Origin of the sequence: Streptomyces callyspongiae (assembly GCF_047200695.1) — a bacterium.
Taxonomy (GTDB): Bacteria; Actinomycetota; Actinomycetes; order Streptomycetales; family Streptomycetaceae; genus Streptomyces.
The window spans coordinates 312741-330929 of record NZ_JBJZOM010000001.1; the positions used below are offsets into that span (position 1 = coordinate 312741).

At 73.4% G+C, this 18189-nt stretch carries 17 protein-coding genes; 2 read left to right on the plus strand and 15 right to left on the minus strand.

Annotated features, from left to right (window positions below):
* Positions 1-70: 70 nt before the first annotated feature.
* The 6 genes from efeB to ACL06G_RS01560 all read right to left on the minus strand — a co-directional run bounded on the left by efeB (position 71) and on the right by ACL06G_RS01560 (position 6332).
* Positions 71-1312, minus strand: coding sequence for an iron uptake transporter deferrochelatase/peroxidase subunit (gene efeB / locus ACL06G_RS01535; protein WP_412787766.1), 1242 nt, complete (start codon positions 1310-1312; stop codon positions 71-73).
* 20 nt (positions 1313-1332) lie between these two features.
* Positions 1333-3357: a copper resistance CopC/CopD family protein gene (locus tag ACL06G_RS01540; RefSeq protein WP_412835223.1), complete on the minus strand. Its 2025-nt coding sequence runs from the start codon at positions 3355-3357 to the stop codon at positions 1333-1335.
* 12 nt (positions 3358-3369) lie between these two features.
* A complete protein-coding gene (locus tag ACL06G_RS01545; RefSeq protein ID WP_412835224.1) occupies positions 3370-3849 on the minus strand; it encodes a copper chaperone PCu(A)C in 480 nt (159 codons plus the stop codon).
* Complete coding sequence (locus ACL06G_RS01550) at positions 3846-4508, minus strand: SCO family protein (protein WP_412835225.1); 663 nt, start codon at positions 4506-4508, stop codon at positions 3846-3848. Before ACL06G_RS01550 ends, ACL06G_RS01545 begins: the two co-directional genes overlap by 4 nt.
* A 38-nt stretch (positions 4509-4546) precedes the next feature.
* Entirely contained in the window at positions 4547-5311 is a 765-nt protein-coding gene (locus ACL06G_RS01555; protein ID WP_412835226.1) for a YcnI family copper-binding membrane protein, read from the minus strand.
* Between the two features lie 196 nt (positions 5312-5507).
* Positions 5508-6332, minus strand: a complete 825-nt coding sequence (locus ACL06G_RS01560; RefSeq protein ID WP_412835227.1) for a hypothetical protein — start codon at positions 6330-6332, stop codon at positions 5508-5510.
* Between the two features lie 214 nt (positions 6333-6546).
* Here ACL06G_RS01560 and ACL06G_RS01565 point away from each other — a divergent pair, with 214 nt between their 5' ends.
* Positions 6547-7014: an ATP-binding protein gene (locus ACL06G_RS01565; protein WP_412787772.1), complete on the plus strand. Its 468-nt coding sequence runs from the start codon at positions 6547-6549 to the stop codon at positions 7012-7014.
* A gap of 48 nt (positions 7015-7062) precedes the next feature.
* Here ACL06G_RS01565 and ACL06G_RS01570 read toward each other — a convergent pair whose 3' ends face one another.
* From ACL06G_RS01570 to ACL06G_RS01595, 6 genes are all read right to left on the minus strand, one after another.
* Positions 7063-7965, minus strand: a complete 903-nt coding sequence (locus ACL06G_RS01570; RefSeq protein WP_412787773.1) for a Sco1979 family transcriptional regulator — start codon at positions 7963-7965, stop codon at positions 7063-7065.
* 119 nt (positions 7966-8084) lie between these two features.
* On the minus strand, positions 8085-8330 hold the full coding sequence (locus tag ACL06G_RS01575) for a DUF397 domain-containing protein (RefSeq protein ID WP_412787774.1): 246 nt from the start codon (positions 8328-8330) through the stop codon (positions 8085-8087).
* 386 nt (positions 8331-8716) lie between these two features.
* Complete coding sequence (locus tag ACL06G_RS01580) at positions 8717-9964, minus strand: cation:proton antiporter (protein ID WP_412787775.1); 1248 nt, start codon at positions 9962-9964, stop codon at positions 8717-8719.
* A gap of 7 nt (positions 9965-9971) precedes the next feature.
* Positions 9972-10457: a cation:proton antiporter regulatory subunit gene (locus ACL06G_RS01585; RefSeq protein ID WP_412787776.1), complete on the minus strand. Its 486-nt coding sequence runs from the start codon at positions 10455-10457 to the stop codon at positions 9972-9974.
* Between the two features lie 309 nt (positions 10458-10766).
* Positions 10767-12233 carry an aminopeptidase P family protein gene (locus ACL06G_RS01590; RefSeq protein ID WP_412787777.1) on the minus strand — a complete coding sequence of 489 codons (1467 nt, stop codon included), beginning with the start codon at positions 12231-12233 and terminating at the stop codon, positions 10767-10769.
* A gap of 117 nt (positions 12234-12350) precedes the next feature.
* Positions 12351-13817, minus strand: a complete 1467-nt coding sequence (locus ACL06G_RS01595; RefSeq protein WP_412835228.1) for a PP2C family protein-serine/threonine phosphatase — start codon at positions 13815-13817, stop codon at positions 12351-12353.
* A 607-nt stretch (positions 13818-14424) separates the two neighbouring features.
* Here ACL06G_RS01595 and ACL06G_RS01600 point away from each other — a divergent pair.
* Complete coding sequence (locus ACL06G_RS01600) at positions 14425-15105, plus strand: bifunctional DNA primase/polymerase (protein WP_412787779.1); 681 nt, start codon at positions 14425-14427, stop codon at positions 15103-15105.
* A 285-nt stretch (positions 15106-15390) separates the two neighbouring features.
* Here the strand turns inward: ACL06G_RS01600 and ACL06G_RS01605 are convergent, their stop codons facing one another.
* The 3 genes from ACL06G_RS01605 to ACL06G_RS01615 all read right to left on the minus strand — a co-directional run bounded on the left by ACL06G_RS01605 (position 15391) and on the right by ACL06G_RS01615 (position 18110).
* Positions 15391-16359: a DUF5926 family protein gene (locus ACL06G_RS01605; RefSeq protein WP_412787780.1), complete on the minus strand. Its 969-nt coding sequence runs from the start codon at positions 16357-16359 to the stop codon at positions 15391-15393.
* A gap of 132 nt (positions 16360-16491) precedes the next feature.
* Complete coding sequence (locus ACL06G_RS01610; protein WP_412787781.1) at positions 16492-17109, minus strand: ATP-binding protein; 618 nt, start codon at positions 17107-17109, stop codon at positions 16492-16494.
* Between the two features lie 140 nt (positions 17110-17249).
* On the minus strand, positions 17250-18110 hold the full coding sequence (locus ACL06G_RS01615; protein WP_412787782.1) for a glycerophosphodiester phosphodiesterase: 861 nt from the start codon (positions 18108-18110) through the stop codon (positions 17250-17252).
* Positions 18111-18189 lie beyond the last annotated feature (79 nt).

The following is an 18189-nucleotide window of genomic DNA, read 5'->3' on the forward strand; positions in this document are numbered from 1 at the left end:
CTCGGGCCGCCCCGCCCTCCGCCCGGCCCCGCTCGCCCTCCGCCTCCCCGGGGCCCGGTGGAGCCGCCCCTCAGCCCTCGAGCAGCCGCTGTCCCACGTACTCGCCCTCCGCCGGGCCGCCGGGCACCGCGAACAGGCCGCTCGCCTCGTGGCGGATGAACCGGGACAGTGCGTCGCCGCTGTCCAGCTTCCGCTGCACCGGCACGAAACCCGTCAGCGGATCCGCCTGCCAGGCGATGAACAGCAGCCCCGCGTCCGGCGAACCGTCCTCGCGGAACCCGTCGTGGTACGAGAACGAGCGGCGCAGCATGGCCGCCCCGCCGTTCGTCTCCGGCGCCGCCACCCGCACGTGGGCGTCGGCGGGCACGGCAACGCCCCCGCCGCGGCGCGCGTTCAGATCGACCTTCGTCTCCTCCGTCGCGTCCGGACCGCCGGACAGCGGCGCCCCATCCGACTTGCGGCGTCCGATGACCTCCTCCTGCTCGCTGCGGGACGTGCCGTCCCAGTCGTCGAGCAGCATCCGGATGCGGCGCACCACCGCGTAGGAGCCGTGCGCCATCCACGCGGGGCTGCCGCCGCCCGGCACGAAGATCCGCTCGTCGAAGTCCGGCTCCGAGGGCTTGGGGTTGTTCGTGCCGTCGACCTGCCCCATGAGGTTGCGGGGCGACCGCGGCGCGGTGGCAGCACCTCGGGCCCGGTTGAAGCCGGTGTGCTGCCACCGCAGCCGTGCCGTGCCGGCCGCCGCCTTCTGCAGGGTGCGCAGCGCGTGGAAGGCGACCGGGCCGTCGTCGGCGCCGATCTGCACCCACAGGTCGCCGTCGGAGCGCTCTGCGTCGAGGGCGTCCTGCGAGAAGCGCGGCAACGGCGCCAGCGCCTCGGGGCGCTGCGCCTCCAGCCCGGTGCGGGTGAAGAAGGTGCGGCCGAAGCCGAAGGTGACGGTCAGCGACGAGGGCCCCGCGTCCCGGGCGACCTCGGAGTCGTCGTCCACCTCGCGTCCGGAGGTCAGGGCCGCCGCGGCGGCCGACCAGCGGCGCATCAGCGCGGCGGCCTGCTTGCGTCCGGCGCCCGGACGCAGGTCGAACGCGGCGAGGTGCCCGACGGCCTGCGCGCGCTGCACGATGCCGGCCTGGTGGGTGCCGTGGAAGGGCACGGTGGCCGAGCCCAGTTGCGAGAGCGCGTCCGGCGGGGCACCTGCGATCGCGTCCTGCGTCAGTGCGCCGCCGGCTCCGCCGAGCAGCATTCCTCCCGCGCCCGCCGCGGAGACGGTGCCGAGGAGACGTCGGCGGGACACGGTGACGTGCGGCTCGTCCATGGGGCGAGCCTCCTTTCCTTTCAGCCGAGAGTGACGGTTTCGGTGAGGGTCACCTGGTCGATGTCCGAGGAGCGCACGGTGACGGCGAGCGTCCAGTCGCCCGGAGCGGGGACGACCACCCTCCGGCTGCGCCAGGCGCCCGGTCCGGTGCGCTGCGGGGCGTACCGGAGCGGGCCGAGGTCCTGGGAGGGGAGGGTGAGGGCGAGACGCACCTCGGGCAGGTCCAGTGGTGCCCCACCGGGGTCGGTGGCGGTGATCCGCAGGGTGTTCCTCCCGGTGCGCCCCGGGTCGAGGGCGACCGCGACGGTGCCCTTGCCGCGGCGGGCGCCGCCGGTGTCGAACGGGAGGCTCAGATCGAGGGGGCGGTCGGGCACCGCGGCCGATGGGGCGGTCAGCGCGGCGGAGGCCGCAGCGGTGCGGGCCGGCTCGGTACCGGTCAGCTGCACGGTGACGGCGAGCACGACCGCGCCGACCAGAGCCTCGGCCAGGACGGCGCGGCGCAGGCCGACGCGTCGCGGATCGGCGTCGCGGTCGCGGCGCACCCGGGCCCTCCGCACGGCCGCCTGCTGGCGGGCGAGTTGCGCCGCGCGCACCGGGTCCTCCACGGGCGCCGCGGCCGGCGGCCCGTCCGCGGCGTCCGGGCTGTCCCCACCGCCCGTGCTGCCCGTGCCGCCCGTGCCGGCCGGGTGGGCGGTCGGGAGCGCGGCCGCGCGGGCCGGGGCAGCCGTCGCCGCGGCCTCCTCCCCGGCGGGCGCCGCCCGGTCGGCCGCGGACATGAGGCGGAAGGTCCAGCGCCGGGCGAGCAGCGCGAGCAGCACCAGCACCAGGACGAGGCCGGTCTTGAGCAGCAGCAGGCGGCCGTATGCGGTGCCGGTGAGCGCGTCCACCGAGCCGGTCTGCCGCCACGACTGGTACAGCCCGGTGGCGGCCAGCACCGCGACGGAGGCGGCGGCACAACGGGAGAAGCGGCGCACCGCCGACGCCGGGAGCGGCAGGCCCGCCGGGCGCGTGAGGACGGCGAGCACGGTGGTGAGCCCTCCGAGCCAGACGGCCACCGCCAGCAGGTGCGCCAGGTGCGACACCTGGGCGGCGGCGGACTGCGGGCCCGTCAGGGCGTGTTCGGCGAGCGCCCAGGTGGCCGCGAGGGCGGTCGCGAGCCCGGCCCCCGCGAGGAGGAAGAGGCGGCGGTGCGCGTCCTCGCGGCCCGCGCCGGGGCCGTCGTCCGTCCGGAGGGGTGCGGCAGGGGGGCGGTTGAGGAGCAGCACCAGGAAGAAGGCCGCCGCGCCGAGGAGCAGCAGCCGGCATACGAGCGCGGTGCCGACCGTGGTCTGCACCGTGGCCGCCAGGCCGCCCGGGTCGAGGGCGTCGGTGAGGTCGCCCGACCCGGTGTAGGGGTGGCGCAGCAGCAGCCGCACGAGGGTGGCGGCCACCGCGGTGAGCCAGCTCGCGCGCAGCAGGCGGCGCACCGTGCGGTGCCGTGTTCCCTCCCGCCAGCAGGTGAGCAGCAGGGTGGTGGTGCCGATGAGAAGGGTGAAACCCGCGTAGGCGGCGTAGCGGGCGAGGGCGTGGAGGACGCCCGCGGTGCCCCCGCCGGCCGCCTGCTCGGGGAGCGCGACGGCGGTGGCGGAGGGGGTGCCGACGGAGAAGGTGAAGGCGCCGGAGACGGGATGGCCGTCCGCCGACACGACGTGCCAGGCGACGGTGTAGGTGCCGTCGGGCAGGCCGGGGCGCAGCAGGGTGCCGAAGCGGATGGTGTCGCCGCTGCACAGGTTGACCTGTTCGCCGGTGTCGGCGCGGCTGCCGTCGGGTCCGAGGACGCGGAAGGAGTCGTCGTCCGGGCGTACCGCTTCGGAGAAGGTGAGGGTGACGGCATCGGGCGTGCGGTCCACCACCGCGCCGGCGGCCGGGCTGGAGCCGGTGAGGGAGCTGTGCGCGACGGCCGGACCCGCGGCCCCCAGCAGGAGCGCGCCGAGCGCGGTGAGCGCGGCGAGCATCAGGCCGAGGGCACGGACGGGCCGTGGCCGGGCTGCGGTGGTGGACTGCACGCGGCGGTGTCCTTACCGGTTGGGGTTGTGGTTGGAAGCCTTGACCGGTGCCGTGACCGTGACGGGCTTGTGGTGCTCGAAGTGCAGGGTCAGGGTGACGGAGTCGCCCTCGGCCGGCTTGTGGTCGAGCCCCATGAGCATGAGGTGGTTGCCGCCGCGGGAGAGCCGCAGCGTCCCGTTGGCCGGCACGCGGAAGCTGTCGACCTGCTGCATCTTCCGGTCGACGGTCTCGTGGAGTTCGGCCTCGGCGGCGGCGTCGGTGGTGACCTTCGTGAGGGTGTCCGCGGTGTCGCCGGTGTTCTTCACGGTGAAGAAGCCCGCGGCCATGTCCTTCATCATCGGCTCCGGCACGTAGGCGCCGGAGACCGTGATCCCGGACGGGGCGGGGGCGTCGTCGCTCGGCTGCTCCGAGGAGCAGGCGCCGAGTGCCAGGGCGCCGGCGAGTGCGGCGACGGAGGCGAGTGCGGTGGTGCGGGTGGTGCGGGCGCTCATGGGCGCTCTCCCTTGATGATCGCGGGGAGTTCCTCGGTGAGGGTCTCCACGGTGACGTTCTGTTCGGTGTAGACCACGTGGGCCTTGTCGTCCTTCGGCGAGAAGGCGAGGACCTGCGCTCCGTGCGTGGAGACGATGTCGCCGTTCTTCTTCTCGTAGGACGGTTCGACGTGGACGCCGACGCTGCGTGCGCCGGCCTGGATGGTGTCGAAATCGCCGGTCAGACCGATGAACGAGGGGTCGTTCATGCCCAGCCACTTGTCGAGCCGCTCCGGGGTGTCCCGCTTCGGGTCGGTGGTGACGAACACGACCTGCAGCTTCTTCTGCTGCGCCTCGGTGAGCTTGGAGTGGGCGATGGCGATGTTGCTCATCGTCAGCGGGCACACGTCGGGGCAGTGGGTGTAGCCGAAGTAGAGGAGCGTGGGACGGCCCGCGGTCTCCTCCACGAGGTCGTACGTCTCGCCGCGGGTGTCGGTGAGGGTCAGGTCGGGCTTGGCGAAGGGGCGGTCGAGCGTGATGCCGCCCTTCTCCCGGCCGCCCTCGACCGACGCCACGGAGCCGTCCTTCCCGCCGGACGGGTCGCTCCCGGCGCAGGCGGTGAGGGTGGCTGCTGCTGCCAGCAGCGCGGCGGCCGCGGTCAGCGTGCGTGAGGTCTGCATGGGGTCACAACATCCTGGTTCGGTGAGGATTCGGGCTGTCAGGTGCGGCGGCGCCTCGCGAGGACGCCGAAGGCCACGCCGGCCGCACCGACGAGGATGCCGACGACGCCCAGGGCGCGGGCGGTGCTGTCCGTGGCGTCGGCCGCCGCGTCGTGGGCGTCGTCGTGGTCCGGTGCGCCGGCCTCGGCCGCTCCGGCCCCCGGCGCATGGGTGGCGTCACCGGCCGTCCCACCGCTGTGGTGGCCCTCGCCTTCGGCGGCCGTGAGCTCCAGCACGGGGGCGGGGTGCTCCGGCTCGGCGGCCCCCTCCTCGGGGACCTCGATCCACCGCACGACCTCGCCGCTGTCGTAGCGCTGCAGCGCCTTGAAGGCGAGCCGGTCGGTGTCCTCCGGGAGCGGGCCCATGGAGACGGGGAACTGCTGGAAGCGGCCGGGCTCGATGGTGCCGCCGCTCCAGGTGATCCGGGTGACGGCCTTCTCGAGCGTCGAGCCGTGCTGCTCGATCGGCTCGTCCAGCGTGCTGGTGGTGACGTCGATGTCCCAGCCGGGCACCGGCTGCGGCATCGCCGACCCGATCGGGTGGTTGGCGGGCAGGTTGACCTCGAGCTTCACGGTCGAGGCGTCGTCCCGCTCGTTGGGGACCTTGAAGGTGACGGTGCTGTAGCCGCCCTTCTCGGCCTCGCCGGGGTCGACGCCGACGTGGGCGGAGGCGGCACCGGCACACGTCAGCACGGTCGCCGCCGCGAGAGCGGCGGAGACGGCGAGCCGGCGGGTGGCGGGACGCGTGGTGTGCGCAGTCGTCATGACGGGCGTTCTTTCCTGTCGCGAAGCGGCCCACTCCGTGACGGGTACGGCATGTCCGGATCGGGCGGGGCGCACGAGGAGCACCGGCCGGTGTGCGGGCATGCGGGAGGGGCCATGGGTGGATGGGGAGGGCGCCCGGCACCTCGCGCACGCCCGGCGCGGCGCGAGGCGCCGGAGTACCGGGGCGGGGTGGGTGTCAGGCGACCAGGGCGAACCGGTCCGCCGCGGAGGGAGGACCGCGCCGGGCCACCCCACCCGACAGCGGAGGAGGGACCGGCAGCGGCGTGTGCCCGGCCGCCGGGCCGCGGCGCCGCAGGCGCGGCGCGGAGTCGTCGTCGCCCAGCGCGTGGCGCAGGGCCCGCAGCAGGCGAGCGGCCGCGCGCAGCGCGCGGACCGTCAGCAGCTCCTGGACGGCGCGGGCCGCGACGGCGGAGAGGCGCACCAGCCGCCAGAGGGCGACCTCGCCGCGCCGCAGCAGCCACCCGACGGCGGCCGCGGCCAGCACGTGGCCGAGCAGCATGGAGAGGGAGAGCTGCGCCAGCGCGGCATCGATCACGGCGGACGTCCCGTCCACCGGCGTGCCTGCCGGCACCCCCGCGACGGCGGCACCGTGGCCGGAGAGCCCGGCATCGTTCACCAGGCGCTGCGCCTCGGCGGGAGTGAGAGGACTCCGGGCGGCGCCGTTGCAGACCAGGTCCTGCGCCAGCGCCCCGGCACCGCCCGATACGGGTGCGGGCGACGCGCCGGCCGTGGCGGCTGCGGCGGACGGGCTGTGCGCCACGGAGAAGACGGTGTGCAGCGCCACCTGGCCGACGGTGAGCAGCGCGGCGATGCCGGGGAGCGAGCGTTCGCGTCCTGCCAGCGGTGCGGCGACGGCGAACACCAGGGCGCATCCGAGGCCCAGCGCCCACAGGGGCAGCGGCGCCCCGGCCGCGAGTGCGTGGCCGCCCGCGGACAACAGCACGCAGACCGCGGTGAACACCGCGGCCCGCAGGAGTCTGAGATCCGCGCCGACAGTCATGGCGCCGCCCATCTTCTCACCGGCCGTCGGCGAGGCCCGGCCCGGGGGCGCCCGTCGGCGCCGTTGCGCCGGGTGGCGGGCACCGCGCGTCCGCCGATCGGGGGGAGTGGGCGCGTCGGGACGCTTACCGCTCGTCACGGTCGGCAATAGGTAGCGGTATGGCCGGAGGGCTCCCTGCGGAGCCCGAGTCGAGCCGCGCGCCTGGAGGCTGAGCATGAGCATCTGGTGGTCTCTGCATCTGCGCCGAGAGGCGGCCACAGTGCCGCTCGCACGGCGCATGCTGCTCGGCGCGATGGATTCGGCGGGGGTGGACCCGGAGATCTCCTACGATCTCGCCGTCGCGGTGTCGGAGGCCTGCGCGAACGCGGTGGAGCACGGCAGCGGCTCACCGGCGGACGGCTACCGGGTCACGGCCTGCATCGACGGCGACACCTGCCACGTCGAGGTGACCGATGCCGGTCCCGGGTTCCCCGGTGTGCGGGCGGACCTGCCGGCGACGACGGTGCCCGTGGGGGAAGGGGCGGCGCAACGGCTCGACGAGGAGCACGGCCGGGGCCTGTTCCTCATCGAATCCCTCGCGGACCACGTCCGGTTCGCCAACCGCAGCCGCCGCGGCGGCGCGGTGGTCAGCTTCGACAAGATCCTCAAGTGGCGGGACGACGCCCTGGTCCGCGCGGGCTGACCCACCGCATGCGCAGCGGGGCCGTCGGATCCCGCCCTGCCGTACGCGTCAGTCGCCGAGCAGGCTCCGCAGGAAGGCGCGGGACCGTTCCGGGGTGTCGGCCTCGGCCGCCAGCCGGTTCATGATCAGCGAGTACTGGTCGATCTCTGCCTGCCGGTCCAGGTAGACGGCGCTGGTCAGGTGCTCCAGGTACACCTTGTCCGGCAGGGTCGGCTCCTGGAACCGGAGGATGGTGATGGGCGACCCGGCCGCGGCGGCACTCACCTCGAAGGGCGCGACCTGGAGGGTGACGTTGGGCAGTTCGGTCACCCGCAGCAGGTGCTCGATCTGGTCCCGCATCACCTCCCGGCTGCCGAAGCGGCGGCGCAGCACGGCCTCGTCGACGACGGCCCACAGCTTGGGGGCGTCCTCGCGGGTGAGGAGCTGCTGGCGGCGCAGGCGGAGTTCGACGAGCCGCTCCAGCTTGTTCTCCGAGGCGTCCGGGTAGCCGAGGCGGCTGACCGCGTAGGCGTACCCCTCGGTCTGGAGCAGGCCGGGGAGGAACTGCACCTCGTAGGTGCGGATGAGGGAGGCCGCCTCCTCCAGGCCGATGTGGAGCTCGAACCAGTCCTCGAGGACGTCGTTGTACTGGTGCCACCAGCCGGGGGCGTTGGCCTTGATGCGGAGGTCGAAGAACTCGGCGCGCTGGTCGGGATCGGTGACGCCGTAGAGCGTCAGCAGGTCCGCGAGGTCGCGCTCCTTCGAGCCCACCTGCCCGCGTTCCAGGCGGCTGATCTTGGCGTGGGAGCCCCGGATGTGGCTGCCGGCCTCCTCGCGCGTGATGTCGCACTGCTGGCGCAGCCTGCGCAGGCGGCCTCCCAGCAGGATCCGGAGTGCGGTCGGGCCGTTCTCCTGGTGCGAGGACCCCTGCATGGCGCGGGTCTCACCGATCGGCAGCGACTTCGCGGACATTCCCCAACTCCCCAGCGCGTCGTAAGGACGCACCAGTCTGGCACCTGTCGGGGTGTCAGGTACAGCTCTCGTCCGCCTCTTCGTCCGGTTCGGTACGGACCTGGGACGAAAGCTTCACCTCAGAGGGCCTCGGTGGCCAGCTCGTCGAACTCGCCTTCCTTGACGCCCTCCAGGAAGGACGCGAGGTCGGCCCGGTTGTACACCAGCGCGGGCCCGGAGGGGAAGCGGGAGTTGCGGACGGCGACCCCGCCGGAGGCCAGAGCGGTCATCTCCACGCAGTTCCCGCCGGGGGCGCTGCGGCCGCTCTTGCGCCAGTTCGCACCGGCGATCAGGTCGGCCCGAACTCCGTTGGCGATCTGCTGCATCCGGCTCTCCTTCGTGGGGTGCTGGCCCGTACTGCGCCGCCGCCGGATTGGGGAGGGGTGGCCGCGGGCCGGCGGGGCGTCGTTGGACGGTCGACTGCAAGTACATCTGTGCTTACCGATGTGAGTACAACTGTAATTGCAGACGCGCTTGCACGGCTATGGGGTGTGCCCGGAAGTTTGAAAGCGGTGGGTCGTCAAACTTCCCTTCCTGCAGGGAAGTCGGGCGGTCACAAGGACCTGGTGCGGACCCTCGCTGGGCCCGCGGGTGGTGAGGTTCGGCAGCCTCGACGATGCGGCCGTCAGCCTTTGGGCGGGTGTCGCCGTCAAGCGCTGGCCGCCGTACGGCCACGGGCCGGTGCCCCCAACCGCCGTCCGCGCCCGACCGGTCAGCCGCCCGAGGCCGGCGAATCCACCGGAAGCTCCGCGTCCCCGGCGGCGGCCCTCCGCCCCGCGGTCGGCGCGACCCCGGCCGGCCCCGGACGGGGCTGCCGCGTGAGCCGCCGCGCCAGCGGCTCCGTCCACCGCGCGGCAAGGGGCCCGACGAGCACCAGCAGCAGCACGTACGCCGTCGCCAGCGGGCCGATGCGTGGCTCCACCCCGACAGCGAGCCCGGCGATGACGATGGAGAACTCGCCCCGCACCACGAGCGTTCCGCCTGCCCGCCACCGTCCGGCCCGCTTGATGCCGGCGCGCCGGGCCGCGTACCAGCCCGTGGCGATCTTGGTGCCGGCCGTCACCACGGCCAGCAGCAGCGCGGGCAGCAGCACGTGGGGGATCCGCGACGGATCGGTGCTCAGCCCGAAGAACACGAAGAACACCGCCGCGAACAGGTCCCGCAGCGGCGTCAGAAGGTTGTGCGCCCCCTCGGCGACCTCCCCCGACAGCGCGATGCCCACCAGGAACGCCCCCACCGCCGCCGAGACCTGCAACTCCTGCGCCACGCCCGCCACCAGCAGCGTCAGTCCGAGCACGACGAGGAGCAGCATCTCCGGATTGTCGGAGGACACCGCCTTGCTGATGAGTCGGCCGTGCCGCACCGCCAGGTACAGCACGGCGCCGACCGTTCCGAGCGAGACGAGCAGCGTCAGACTGCCCCCGGCGAGGCCCACACCGGCCAGCAGCGCCGTCAGGATCGGCAGGTACACCGCCATCGCGAGGTCCTCGATGACGAGCACCCCCAGGACGACCGGCGTCTCCCGGTTCCCCAACCGCCCCAGATCCCCCAGCACCTTGGCGATGACGCCCGAGGACGAGATCCAGGTGACCCCCGCCAACGCCACCGCGGCGACCGGCCCCCAGCCCAGCAGCAGCGCCGCAGCGGCTCCGGGCAGCGCGTTGAGCACGAAGTCCACCAGCCCCGAGGGGTACTGCGTCCGCAGGTTGGAGACCAGCTCGCTCGCGGTGTACTCCAGGCCGAGCAGGAGCAGCAGCAGGATCACACCGATCTCGGCACCCGTCGCCACGAACTCCTCGCTCGCGCCCAGCTCGAACACACCGCCCTGCCCGAACGCGAGACCGGCGAGCAGGTAGAGCGGGATCGGGGAGAAGCCGATGCGCCCCGCCAGCCGGCCCAGGATGCCGAGACCGAGGATGATGGCGCCCAGTTCGATGAGCATGGCGGTGGTGTCGTGCACGGGCGTGTCATCCTCCGGCGATCAGTTCGGCGACGGCGTCCACACCCTCGCGGGTGCCGACGACGACGAGGACGTCTCCGCGCGCGAACCGGAAGGCCGGTGCGGGCGAGGGCTCCGCGGCGGTGCGGCGCAGCACGGCGACGACGGATGCGCCCGTGCGCGATCTGACCTGTGCGTCCCCGAGGGTGCGGCCGCAGTACGGCGACCGGTGGGTCACCTCGATGTGCTCGGTGACCAGGTCCAGTTCGAGGTGCTGGTACAGGTGCGCCACCGGGTCCGGTACGAGGAGCCGGGCGAGTGCCGTCGCCTCGTTGGGCTCCAGCGGAGCCGAGTCCTTGCAGGCGTCGTCGTCCTGGGGGTCGTGGAACGCGAGGATGCGCCGGCCGTCCTGGTGCGCCACGACAGACAGGTGGTGCCCGGCATCGGTGTCCAGGTCGTAGCGTGCGCCGACCCCGGGGAGGACGGTCTTGCGGGGGTGGGCGGTGGGCTCCATGGGCGGGCTCCAGAGGACGGTGTGCCGTTCGTGGTCACGGCGGCTCGCTGCCGGGCCGCCGTGCCGGACGAGTATGGCGCCGCCCGGGCGTTGCGGAAACGAGGCGTGCACACCCCTTCGTGCCGCGGCGCGTCCCGTTCCTTGACCAACACATTACCCGACGGCGTTCCGGTCCCGGGGGCCTCGCGACGCCCGGCACCGGCCCGCGGGCGCCGGAACGACCGCCGCCCGCCCCGCGGCAGGGCGCGGAACGGGCGGCGGGAAGTGCTTGCCGGGCGGGCGACGGAGCATCCCCGCGCCCGGGTGCGATCAGCCCTTCAGGCGGGCCATCCACTCCTCGACGTCGGCGCTGGTGCGCGGCAGGCCTGCGGAGAGGTTCCGGTTGCCGTCCGCGGTCACCAGGATGTCGTCCTCGATACGGACGCCGATGCCCCGGTACTCCTCCGGCACCGTCAGGTCGTCGGGCTGAAAGTAGAGCCCCGGCTCGACCGTCAGGCACATGCCCGGCTCCAGCGTGCCCTCGGCGTAGAACTCCCGCCGCGCCGCCGCGCAGTCGTGCACGTCCATGCCGAGCATGTGGCCGGTGCCGTGCAGGGTCCAGCGGCGCTGCAGGCCCAGCTCCAGCACCCGCTCGACCGGTCCCTCCAGCAGACCCCACTCGACGAGACGCGTGGCCAGCACCTGCTGCGCGGCGTGGTGGAAGTCGAGGTACTTGGCGCCGGGACGCACCGCGGCGATCCCGGCCTCCTGCGCCTCGTACACCGCGTCGTAGATCTTCCGCTGCAGCTCGGTGAAGCTGCCGTTGATCGGGAGCGTCCGCGTGACGTCGGCGGTGTAGTAGGTGTCCGTCTCCACGCCGGCGTCGAGCAGCAGCAGGTCGCCGGAGCGCACCGCGCCGTCGTTGCGCACCCAGTGCAGCGTCGTGGCATGCGGGCCTGCGGCGCAGATGGAGCCGTAGCCGACGTCGTTGCCCTCGACCCGGGCGCGCAGGAAGAACGTGCCCTCGATGTAGCGCTCGGAGGTGGCCTCCGCGCGGTCCAGCACCCGCACGACGTCCTCGAAGCCGCGCACCGTGGAGTCCACGGCTTTCTGCAGCTCGCCGACCTCGAAGTCGTCCTTGACCAGGCGCGCCTCGGACAGGTAGCGCCGCAGTTCCGCGTCGCGCTCGGCCGTCACCTTGTCGGTGAGCGCGGCCTCGATACCGGAGTCGTGCCCGCGCACCACGCGCACCGGGCCGGTGGCCTCGCGCAGCGATGCGGCGACCTGCCGGACGTCCTTGCAGGGGAGGCCGTACAGCTTCTCGCTCTCGGTGAGGCTGTTGCGGCGGCCGACCCACAGCTCGCCCTGCCCGTCCAGCCAGAACTCGCCGTTCTCGCGGTCGGACCGCGGCAGCAGGTACAGCGTGGCGTCGTGGCCGCCGGACTCCTTCGGCTCCATGACCAGGACGCCGTCCTCGGTCTGGTTGCCGGTGAGGTAGGCGTACTCGACGGAGGCGCGGAACGGGTAGTCGGTGTCGTTGGAGCGGACCTTCAGGTTGCCCGCGGGGACCACGAGGCGCTCCCCGGGGAAGTGCTCGGACAGTGCGGCACGCCGCGCGGCGGTCTGCCGCGCCTGCGCGATCGGCTCCAGGTCGGTCCGCTCGGTGTCGGCCCAGCCCGTCCGCATGCTCTCCGCGAGCTCCTCGGAGACGCCCGGGTAGAGGCCGTTCTTCCGCTGCTTGATCGGCTTCTCGTCGGCAGCCTGCTCTGCGGACTGCTCCTCGGCGGCGTCTGCCACGTCGCTCCTCCTCGTGCGGGTGCTCGGACCGCTGTCCATCGTATGGGCCCCGGAGCGATGTACAGGGGCAAAATGCTGTGACGTTTGTGTCAGCCGCGAGAAGTGCAGGTCGAAGGCTCAGAAGCGGGCGGCGAGGAGGACGACGTCTTCCGGGTCTTCCGGGTCTTCCAGGTTTTCCGGGCCTTCCGGATTCTCCCGGCCCGCCGGACCGTCGGGCCGGGTCGTCCCCTCCGGCAGCAGAGCGGACAGGACGTGGTCCACCAGCAGTTCCGGGTCGTCCGCCGCCTCCGGGGGCGCCGTCGAGACCGCGGTGTGGAGCCGGGCGTAGGCCCGGTCCGTCGACTCGCCGGTGCGGTGGAGCAGCCCGTCGCTGTAGAGGAGCACCGTCTCGCCCGGCCGTACGGTCAGCTCGACGCTCGGCGCCTCCCAATAGGCGAGCATGCCCAGCGGGGCGGACAGCGTGGTCTCCACCCACTCGGTGCGGAACGGACCGGTGAGCAGCGGAGGACAGTGCCCCGCACCTGCGAGAACGATTCTGCGGGTCGCCGGTTCGGCGTACGCGAACAGCGCGGTGGCCGAGCGCGCCGGCTCCGTCAGCCGCAGCAGCAGTTCGAGATCGGAGAGCACCGCGACCGGGTCCTCGCCCTCCATCACGGCGTAGGCCCGCAGTGATGCACGCAGTCGGCCCATCGCGGCCGTCGCGCCCGCACCGGCGCCCGTCACCCCGCCGACCGCGAGCCCCAGCGCCCCCTCCGGCAGCGGCAGCGCGTCGTACCAGTCGCCACCGCCGCGCGGACCGCTCCGGTGCCGCACCGCGAGCCGCACCCCCGGCACGCGCGGCAGCCTGCTGGGGAGCAGCCCCTCCCGCAGCGCGGCCACCTCTGCCCGAGCGCGGGCGAGTTCGAGGTGGCGGGCGAGGCACTCCGTGGCGTCACGGGTGTAGAGCTCCAGCAGGTGGCCCTGCCGGGCGGTGGGTTCCGCCGGCTCGTCGTAGAGCCACACCGCCGCGCCGAGTCGGGTGCCGTCGTGGGCGGTGAGGGGCAGGGCGTAGCTGGCGCCGAAGCCGAGCCGGGCGGCCACCTCGCGGTGCCGCGGGTGGAGCGTCTCGTCGCCCGGGATGTCGGCGTGCGTGATCCCCGCACGCGGGCGTTCCTCGACCGGGTCGCACGGTCCGGTGGTGCCGGCGGCGGAGGGCGGCGGGATGTCCGGCGCCGCGTGGCCGTCGAGGAGCCTGCTGAGCGAGGAGGAGTCGCGCGGGACGGTCTCGATCGCGCCCAGCTCCGCGGCCGCGAGACCGAACCCCACGGTGTGCTCGGCGCCGCCGGCGTCGCGGGAGGCAAGGGTGATCACCCCGCGACGTGCCCCGATCAGCGCCGCACCGGCCGCCAGCGTCTCCCGGAGCGCCGGGTCCAGTGCGTCGGCGCGGGAGAGGCGTCCGGTGAGGTCGTGCAGAGCGGTGAGATCCGCGATCCAGTCGGTCAGACGGCCCTGGACGGCGGCGAGCCGATCGGCCGGCGCAGTTTGCGAAGGCGGAGAGAGGGTGGGGCTGAAACCGGCCACTTTCGGCGGATGTGGGGTACTCATCGGCGACGGCTTTCGGCCGAGTTCGCTCTTCTCAATAGCATCGCAAACCCCCATGTCGTGTTGCGCCGCTATGAATGCATCCAGATGTACACGCACTGCTGTGACGATGTCCAGCACTGCTGTGAGGGGTTCGATGGTGTCGCCCGGAGGCGCTCGTCCACAGCGGGCAGGCCGCGTGTGTTCCAGAATGGCCGAAAAACAACCCCGGGTGGAATGTTTTACGGTCGACTGTGCGCAGTAGGACAACCCGGCCACGGTCGAAGCCCAGCCACATCGGGCGACGAACAGGCCCGGGCGGAGAGTCACCCCGGCCGTTGCGGGTACGGAACCCGAGAGGGAGCCCGCGCGTCACACCCAGCGCGACGGCCTTGCCCCATCGAGCCCCATCGAAGAAGCAACGGGCAGCACTGAAGTGGAACGCGCTCGTGCGCGCCACCCCCCGCCAGGTACCACGCTCGACCGGCGATGTGATCCAGTGTCGCCGCAGCAGCAGTCCCACCGCCTGCGCACCGCGCAGGAGCGCAAGTGTTGCCGGCACCGCGCGTGTCAGGGGCCGGACGATCTCCGAATCGACAGAATCGGCGTTTACGGAAAGGAACGAGCGCTCATGCGCGAGATCCTCGGAAGGCGACGCATGACCCGGTCGACGCTGCGGAACGCGGCGCTCACCTGTGCCACGCACCGGCGCTGGCCGGTGCTCCCCGGCGCGTCCGTCCGCTCCGGCGACGGCTCCCCGCACCTCTCCTGCTCCTGCGCCGACCCGGAGTGCGTGGTGCCCGGAGCCCACCCGCTCGACCCCGTACTCCTCGCCGCGACCACCGACGCACGCATGGTCCGCTGGTGGTGGACCCGGCGCCCCGACGCCTCGCTCCTCCTGGCGACCGGCACCGCCGTCGACGGCCGCCGCGCCCCCTGTGCGCTGAGCGTGCCCGCCACCGCGGGCGCGAGCGCCCTGGCCCGCTTCGACCGACTCGGCGTCCGCCTCGGCCCGGTCGTCGCCACCCCCACCCGCTACGCACTGCTCGTGGAGCCGTACGAGCTGGCCGAACTCGGCGAGATCCTCTACGCCCAGGACAGGGTGCCCAGTTCACTGCGCTTCCACGGCGACGGCGGCTACGTCGTACTGCCTCCCAGCCCGGTGGTCACCGGCGGCGTGCGCTGGGAACGCCCTCCCCAGGACGACGCCGAGCAGGGAACGCCCTGGCTTCCCCGCATGGAGGACCTGCTGGAAACCCTCATCGAGGCCAGCGTGGACGCTCCCGACAGCGGCAGCCGGCTGGCGTACTGAACCGCGCGGTGCCCGGCGGAGGATTCACGGCAACGGGCGGATACTTACTGGGCCTCCCGGTGACGGAGCTGCGGCTGACGGATCCCGCGGGCGACGGAAAAGCGCCGAACGGCACACCACCTCCGGACACACGAAAACCCGGTCGCTGGCGACGGGGGATGCACCAGCGACCGGGCACTTAGAACCGTAACAAGAGATCGGGCGTTCGCAAATTCGAACGCCCGAAATCCCCGCAAGAATTTACTCGCCGGTACCCGCCACGGCGGCGTGCCGTGACGCGCCGTCTCAGCTCAACGTCACCTGGCGGTTGGTGAGTCCGCTGCGCGCCCGCCGCTCCTGCGGCGTCAGCGGCTCGGACGACGTCAACGCCTGCGCCAGCCGCTCGGCGAACACCTCCGCCGGCTTCTCGCAGTCCTCCGCCGTCATGGAACTCGGCAGGTCCCACACCGGGACGGTGAGGCCGTGCGCCCGGAACGAGCCCACCAGGCGCGTCCCTTCACCCAGCGAGGACGAACCCGCCGCATGCAGCCGCGCCAGCGCGTCGAGCAACTTCTCCTCCGGATGCGCCATCACCCAGCGCAGATGGTTCTTCTCCGGCGTCTCGCACCAGTAGGCGCCCTCGACCGACGACAGCCGCGCAGTCGGGATCGCCGCCGCGTTCGCACGCTCCAGCGACGCCGCCACCTCGCCCGCCGCCTGCTCCGCGTCCTCCAGCCAGAACTCGAAACCGTCGTGCACCTGCGGAGCGAACGGCGCCTCGTCGTCCAGCAGATCCTGCAGCCGCGGACCGTCCGGCGCGGCACGACCCGCACCAACCGGCGTACCCGGCTCCGCCTCCAGCGCCCGCTGCAGCACGTCCGCCAGGTCGCGGCTCAGATCGCCCGACGCGGTGTCGTTCTGCAGCCCCAGCAGCACCCGGCCGTCATCACGCCGCAACGCGGGCCAGGCCATCGGCAGCACCGTCGCCAGCCGCACCGACGGAACACCCTCCGGCAGACCGCCCTTCAACGTCAGTTCGGCCGTCGCCGCGGGAACAAGCTCCCGCAGCGCGACCCAGTCCGCCTCGCCGGGCAGACCCTCGAACGGGCGCTGCACCAACTCGGCGGCGGCGTGCGCGGCGGCCCGCCCGTGGCACGCCTTGTATCGGCGGCCCGAGCCGCACGGGCACGGCTCCCGGGCACCCACGACGGGAATCTCCCCGTCGGCGCGCTGCGGTGTCCGGGCTTCTCTCTGGGGACGGCGCTTCTTGGCCATGGCGTGCGGTACTCCCGGTCTGCGGACGGCTGAGCGGTCAGAATGCTTCCGCCGCGAGCCTATCGGCTCAACACCTCAGCGCCGCCCTCCGGCGAAGAGGTGTCACGCCCACGGAACCGGACGCCCCGAGCCTCAGTGCCCGAACCCGTCGGCACCCTCCCCGTCCAGCGCACCGGGCACCGACTCCGCGATGTCCAACCCGGCCAGGGCACCCGAGAAACCGCCCCCGCCGGGCGCAAGCACCGCCCAGACGGTCACCCCCACCACGGCCTCGCCGCCCTCGACCTGCCCGTCCCCGACCTGCCCCGCGCGCTGCGCCGCCCCGCCGGCAGCCGTCACGTGCTGCTCCACGCCCCACTCCTCCGTCAGCGACGTGATGATCGCCAGCCCGCGGCCCCCGCGTGCGGTGACGGAGGGGTTCGCGGTGCACGGCTGCGTGGAACCGCCGCCGTCCGTCACGGCGATCGTCACCTCGCCCTCGTCCGTGCAGGTCCACGCCGCGTGCACGAAACTCCCCCGCGTACCGACACTGAGCGGACGCGCATGCCGGGAGGCGTTGCTGAGCAACTCCGAGAGCACCAGAACGGCATCGTCGACCAGCCCCTCCGGCGTCCCGCACGCGCGCAACTCCGTGCGCATGCGGCGCCGAGCCGGCCCCACACCGACCGGACCGTGCGGCACGGCCATGGTCGACGAAGTAGGCACCTCCTGTGCCACCACCAACGCCACCCCCGAGACCTCCTCTGCCATGCCAGAAGGATGGATGCCCATGCCGTCACAGCAGGAAACCGGACGTTCCACCTCTCTTGACGATTTTGTGGCGATCCCCTACGCCCCGAACGCGCCGGTGCACAGCGGGTGCCGACATCCGGCCGCCGCGCCGGCCCGGTTCAGGCCAGCGCGGCCAGCTGCTCCCGCACCCTCCGGGGCCGGTTGGTGATCAGCGCGTCCACGCCGAGCCGCGCGCACCACTCGACGTCGTCGGGAGCGTCGACCGTCCACACGTGCACCTCGTGGCCCGCCCCGTGGGCACGCCGCACGTACTCCGGGTGGGCACGCAGCAGGCGCAGGCTGGGGCCCGCGATGCGCACACCGGCGGGCAGCCGCCCGTCGCGCAACCGCGGCCGGAGCAGCTGCATCAGCTGCACGGTCGGCATGCCGGGAGCCTCGAGGCGCACCCGCTGGAGCGAACGCGTCGAGAAACTCATCACGCGTACGGGGGAGTCGAGCCGGTGGGCGGACAGCAGCTCCAGCAGCCGCTCCTCCACCTGACCCGCCCAGCGACTCGGATGCTTCGTCTCGATCGCCAGCCCCACCGGCCGCTCGGCCTCCGCCACCAGGCGCAGCAGCCGGTCCAGGGTGAGCACCGAGGTGCGGTCCGGGCCGTTCTCGGTGTCCGGCGACTCGAACGCGTCCGTACCGGGCTCCTCCCCGGCGCGCGCCTCGCCGCGCCGCACCTTCCAGGAGCCGAAGTCCAGCTCCGCCAGGTCGGCCAACTCCAGCCGCGACACCGCCCCGCGGCCGTCGGACGTGCGGTCGATCCTGCGGTCGTGCACGCAGACCAGATGACCGTCCGCGGTGAGCCGGACGTCGCACTCCAGCGCGTCGGCCCCGTCCTCGATCGCCTTGCGGTAGGCGGTCAGCGTGTGCTCCGGCGCATCCTCCGACGAACCGCGGTGGGCGACGACCGCGATACGGTCTGGCGAGCGTGCTGCCAAGGGCCGTGCCCCGCGGCGGATCTCATGGCTCACCGGGTTATCGTGCCACCGCCTCGCACGCGGGCGGCGGTCGCGGCACCCCGGGAGGGTCCACTTTGTCCGCTGTAAAGAA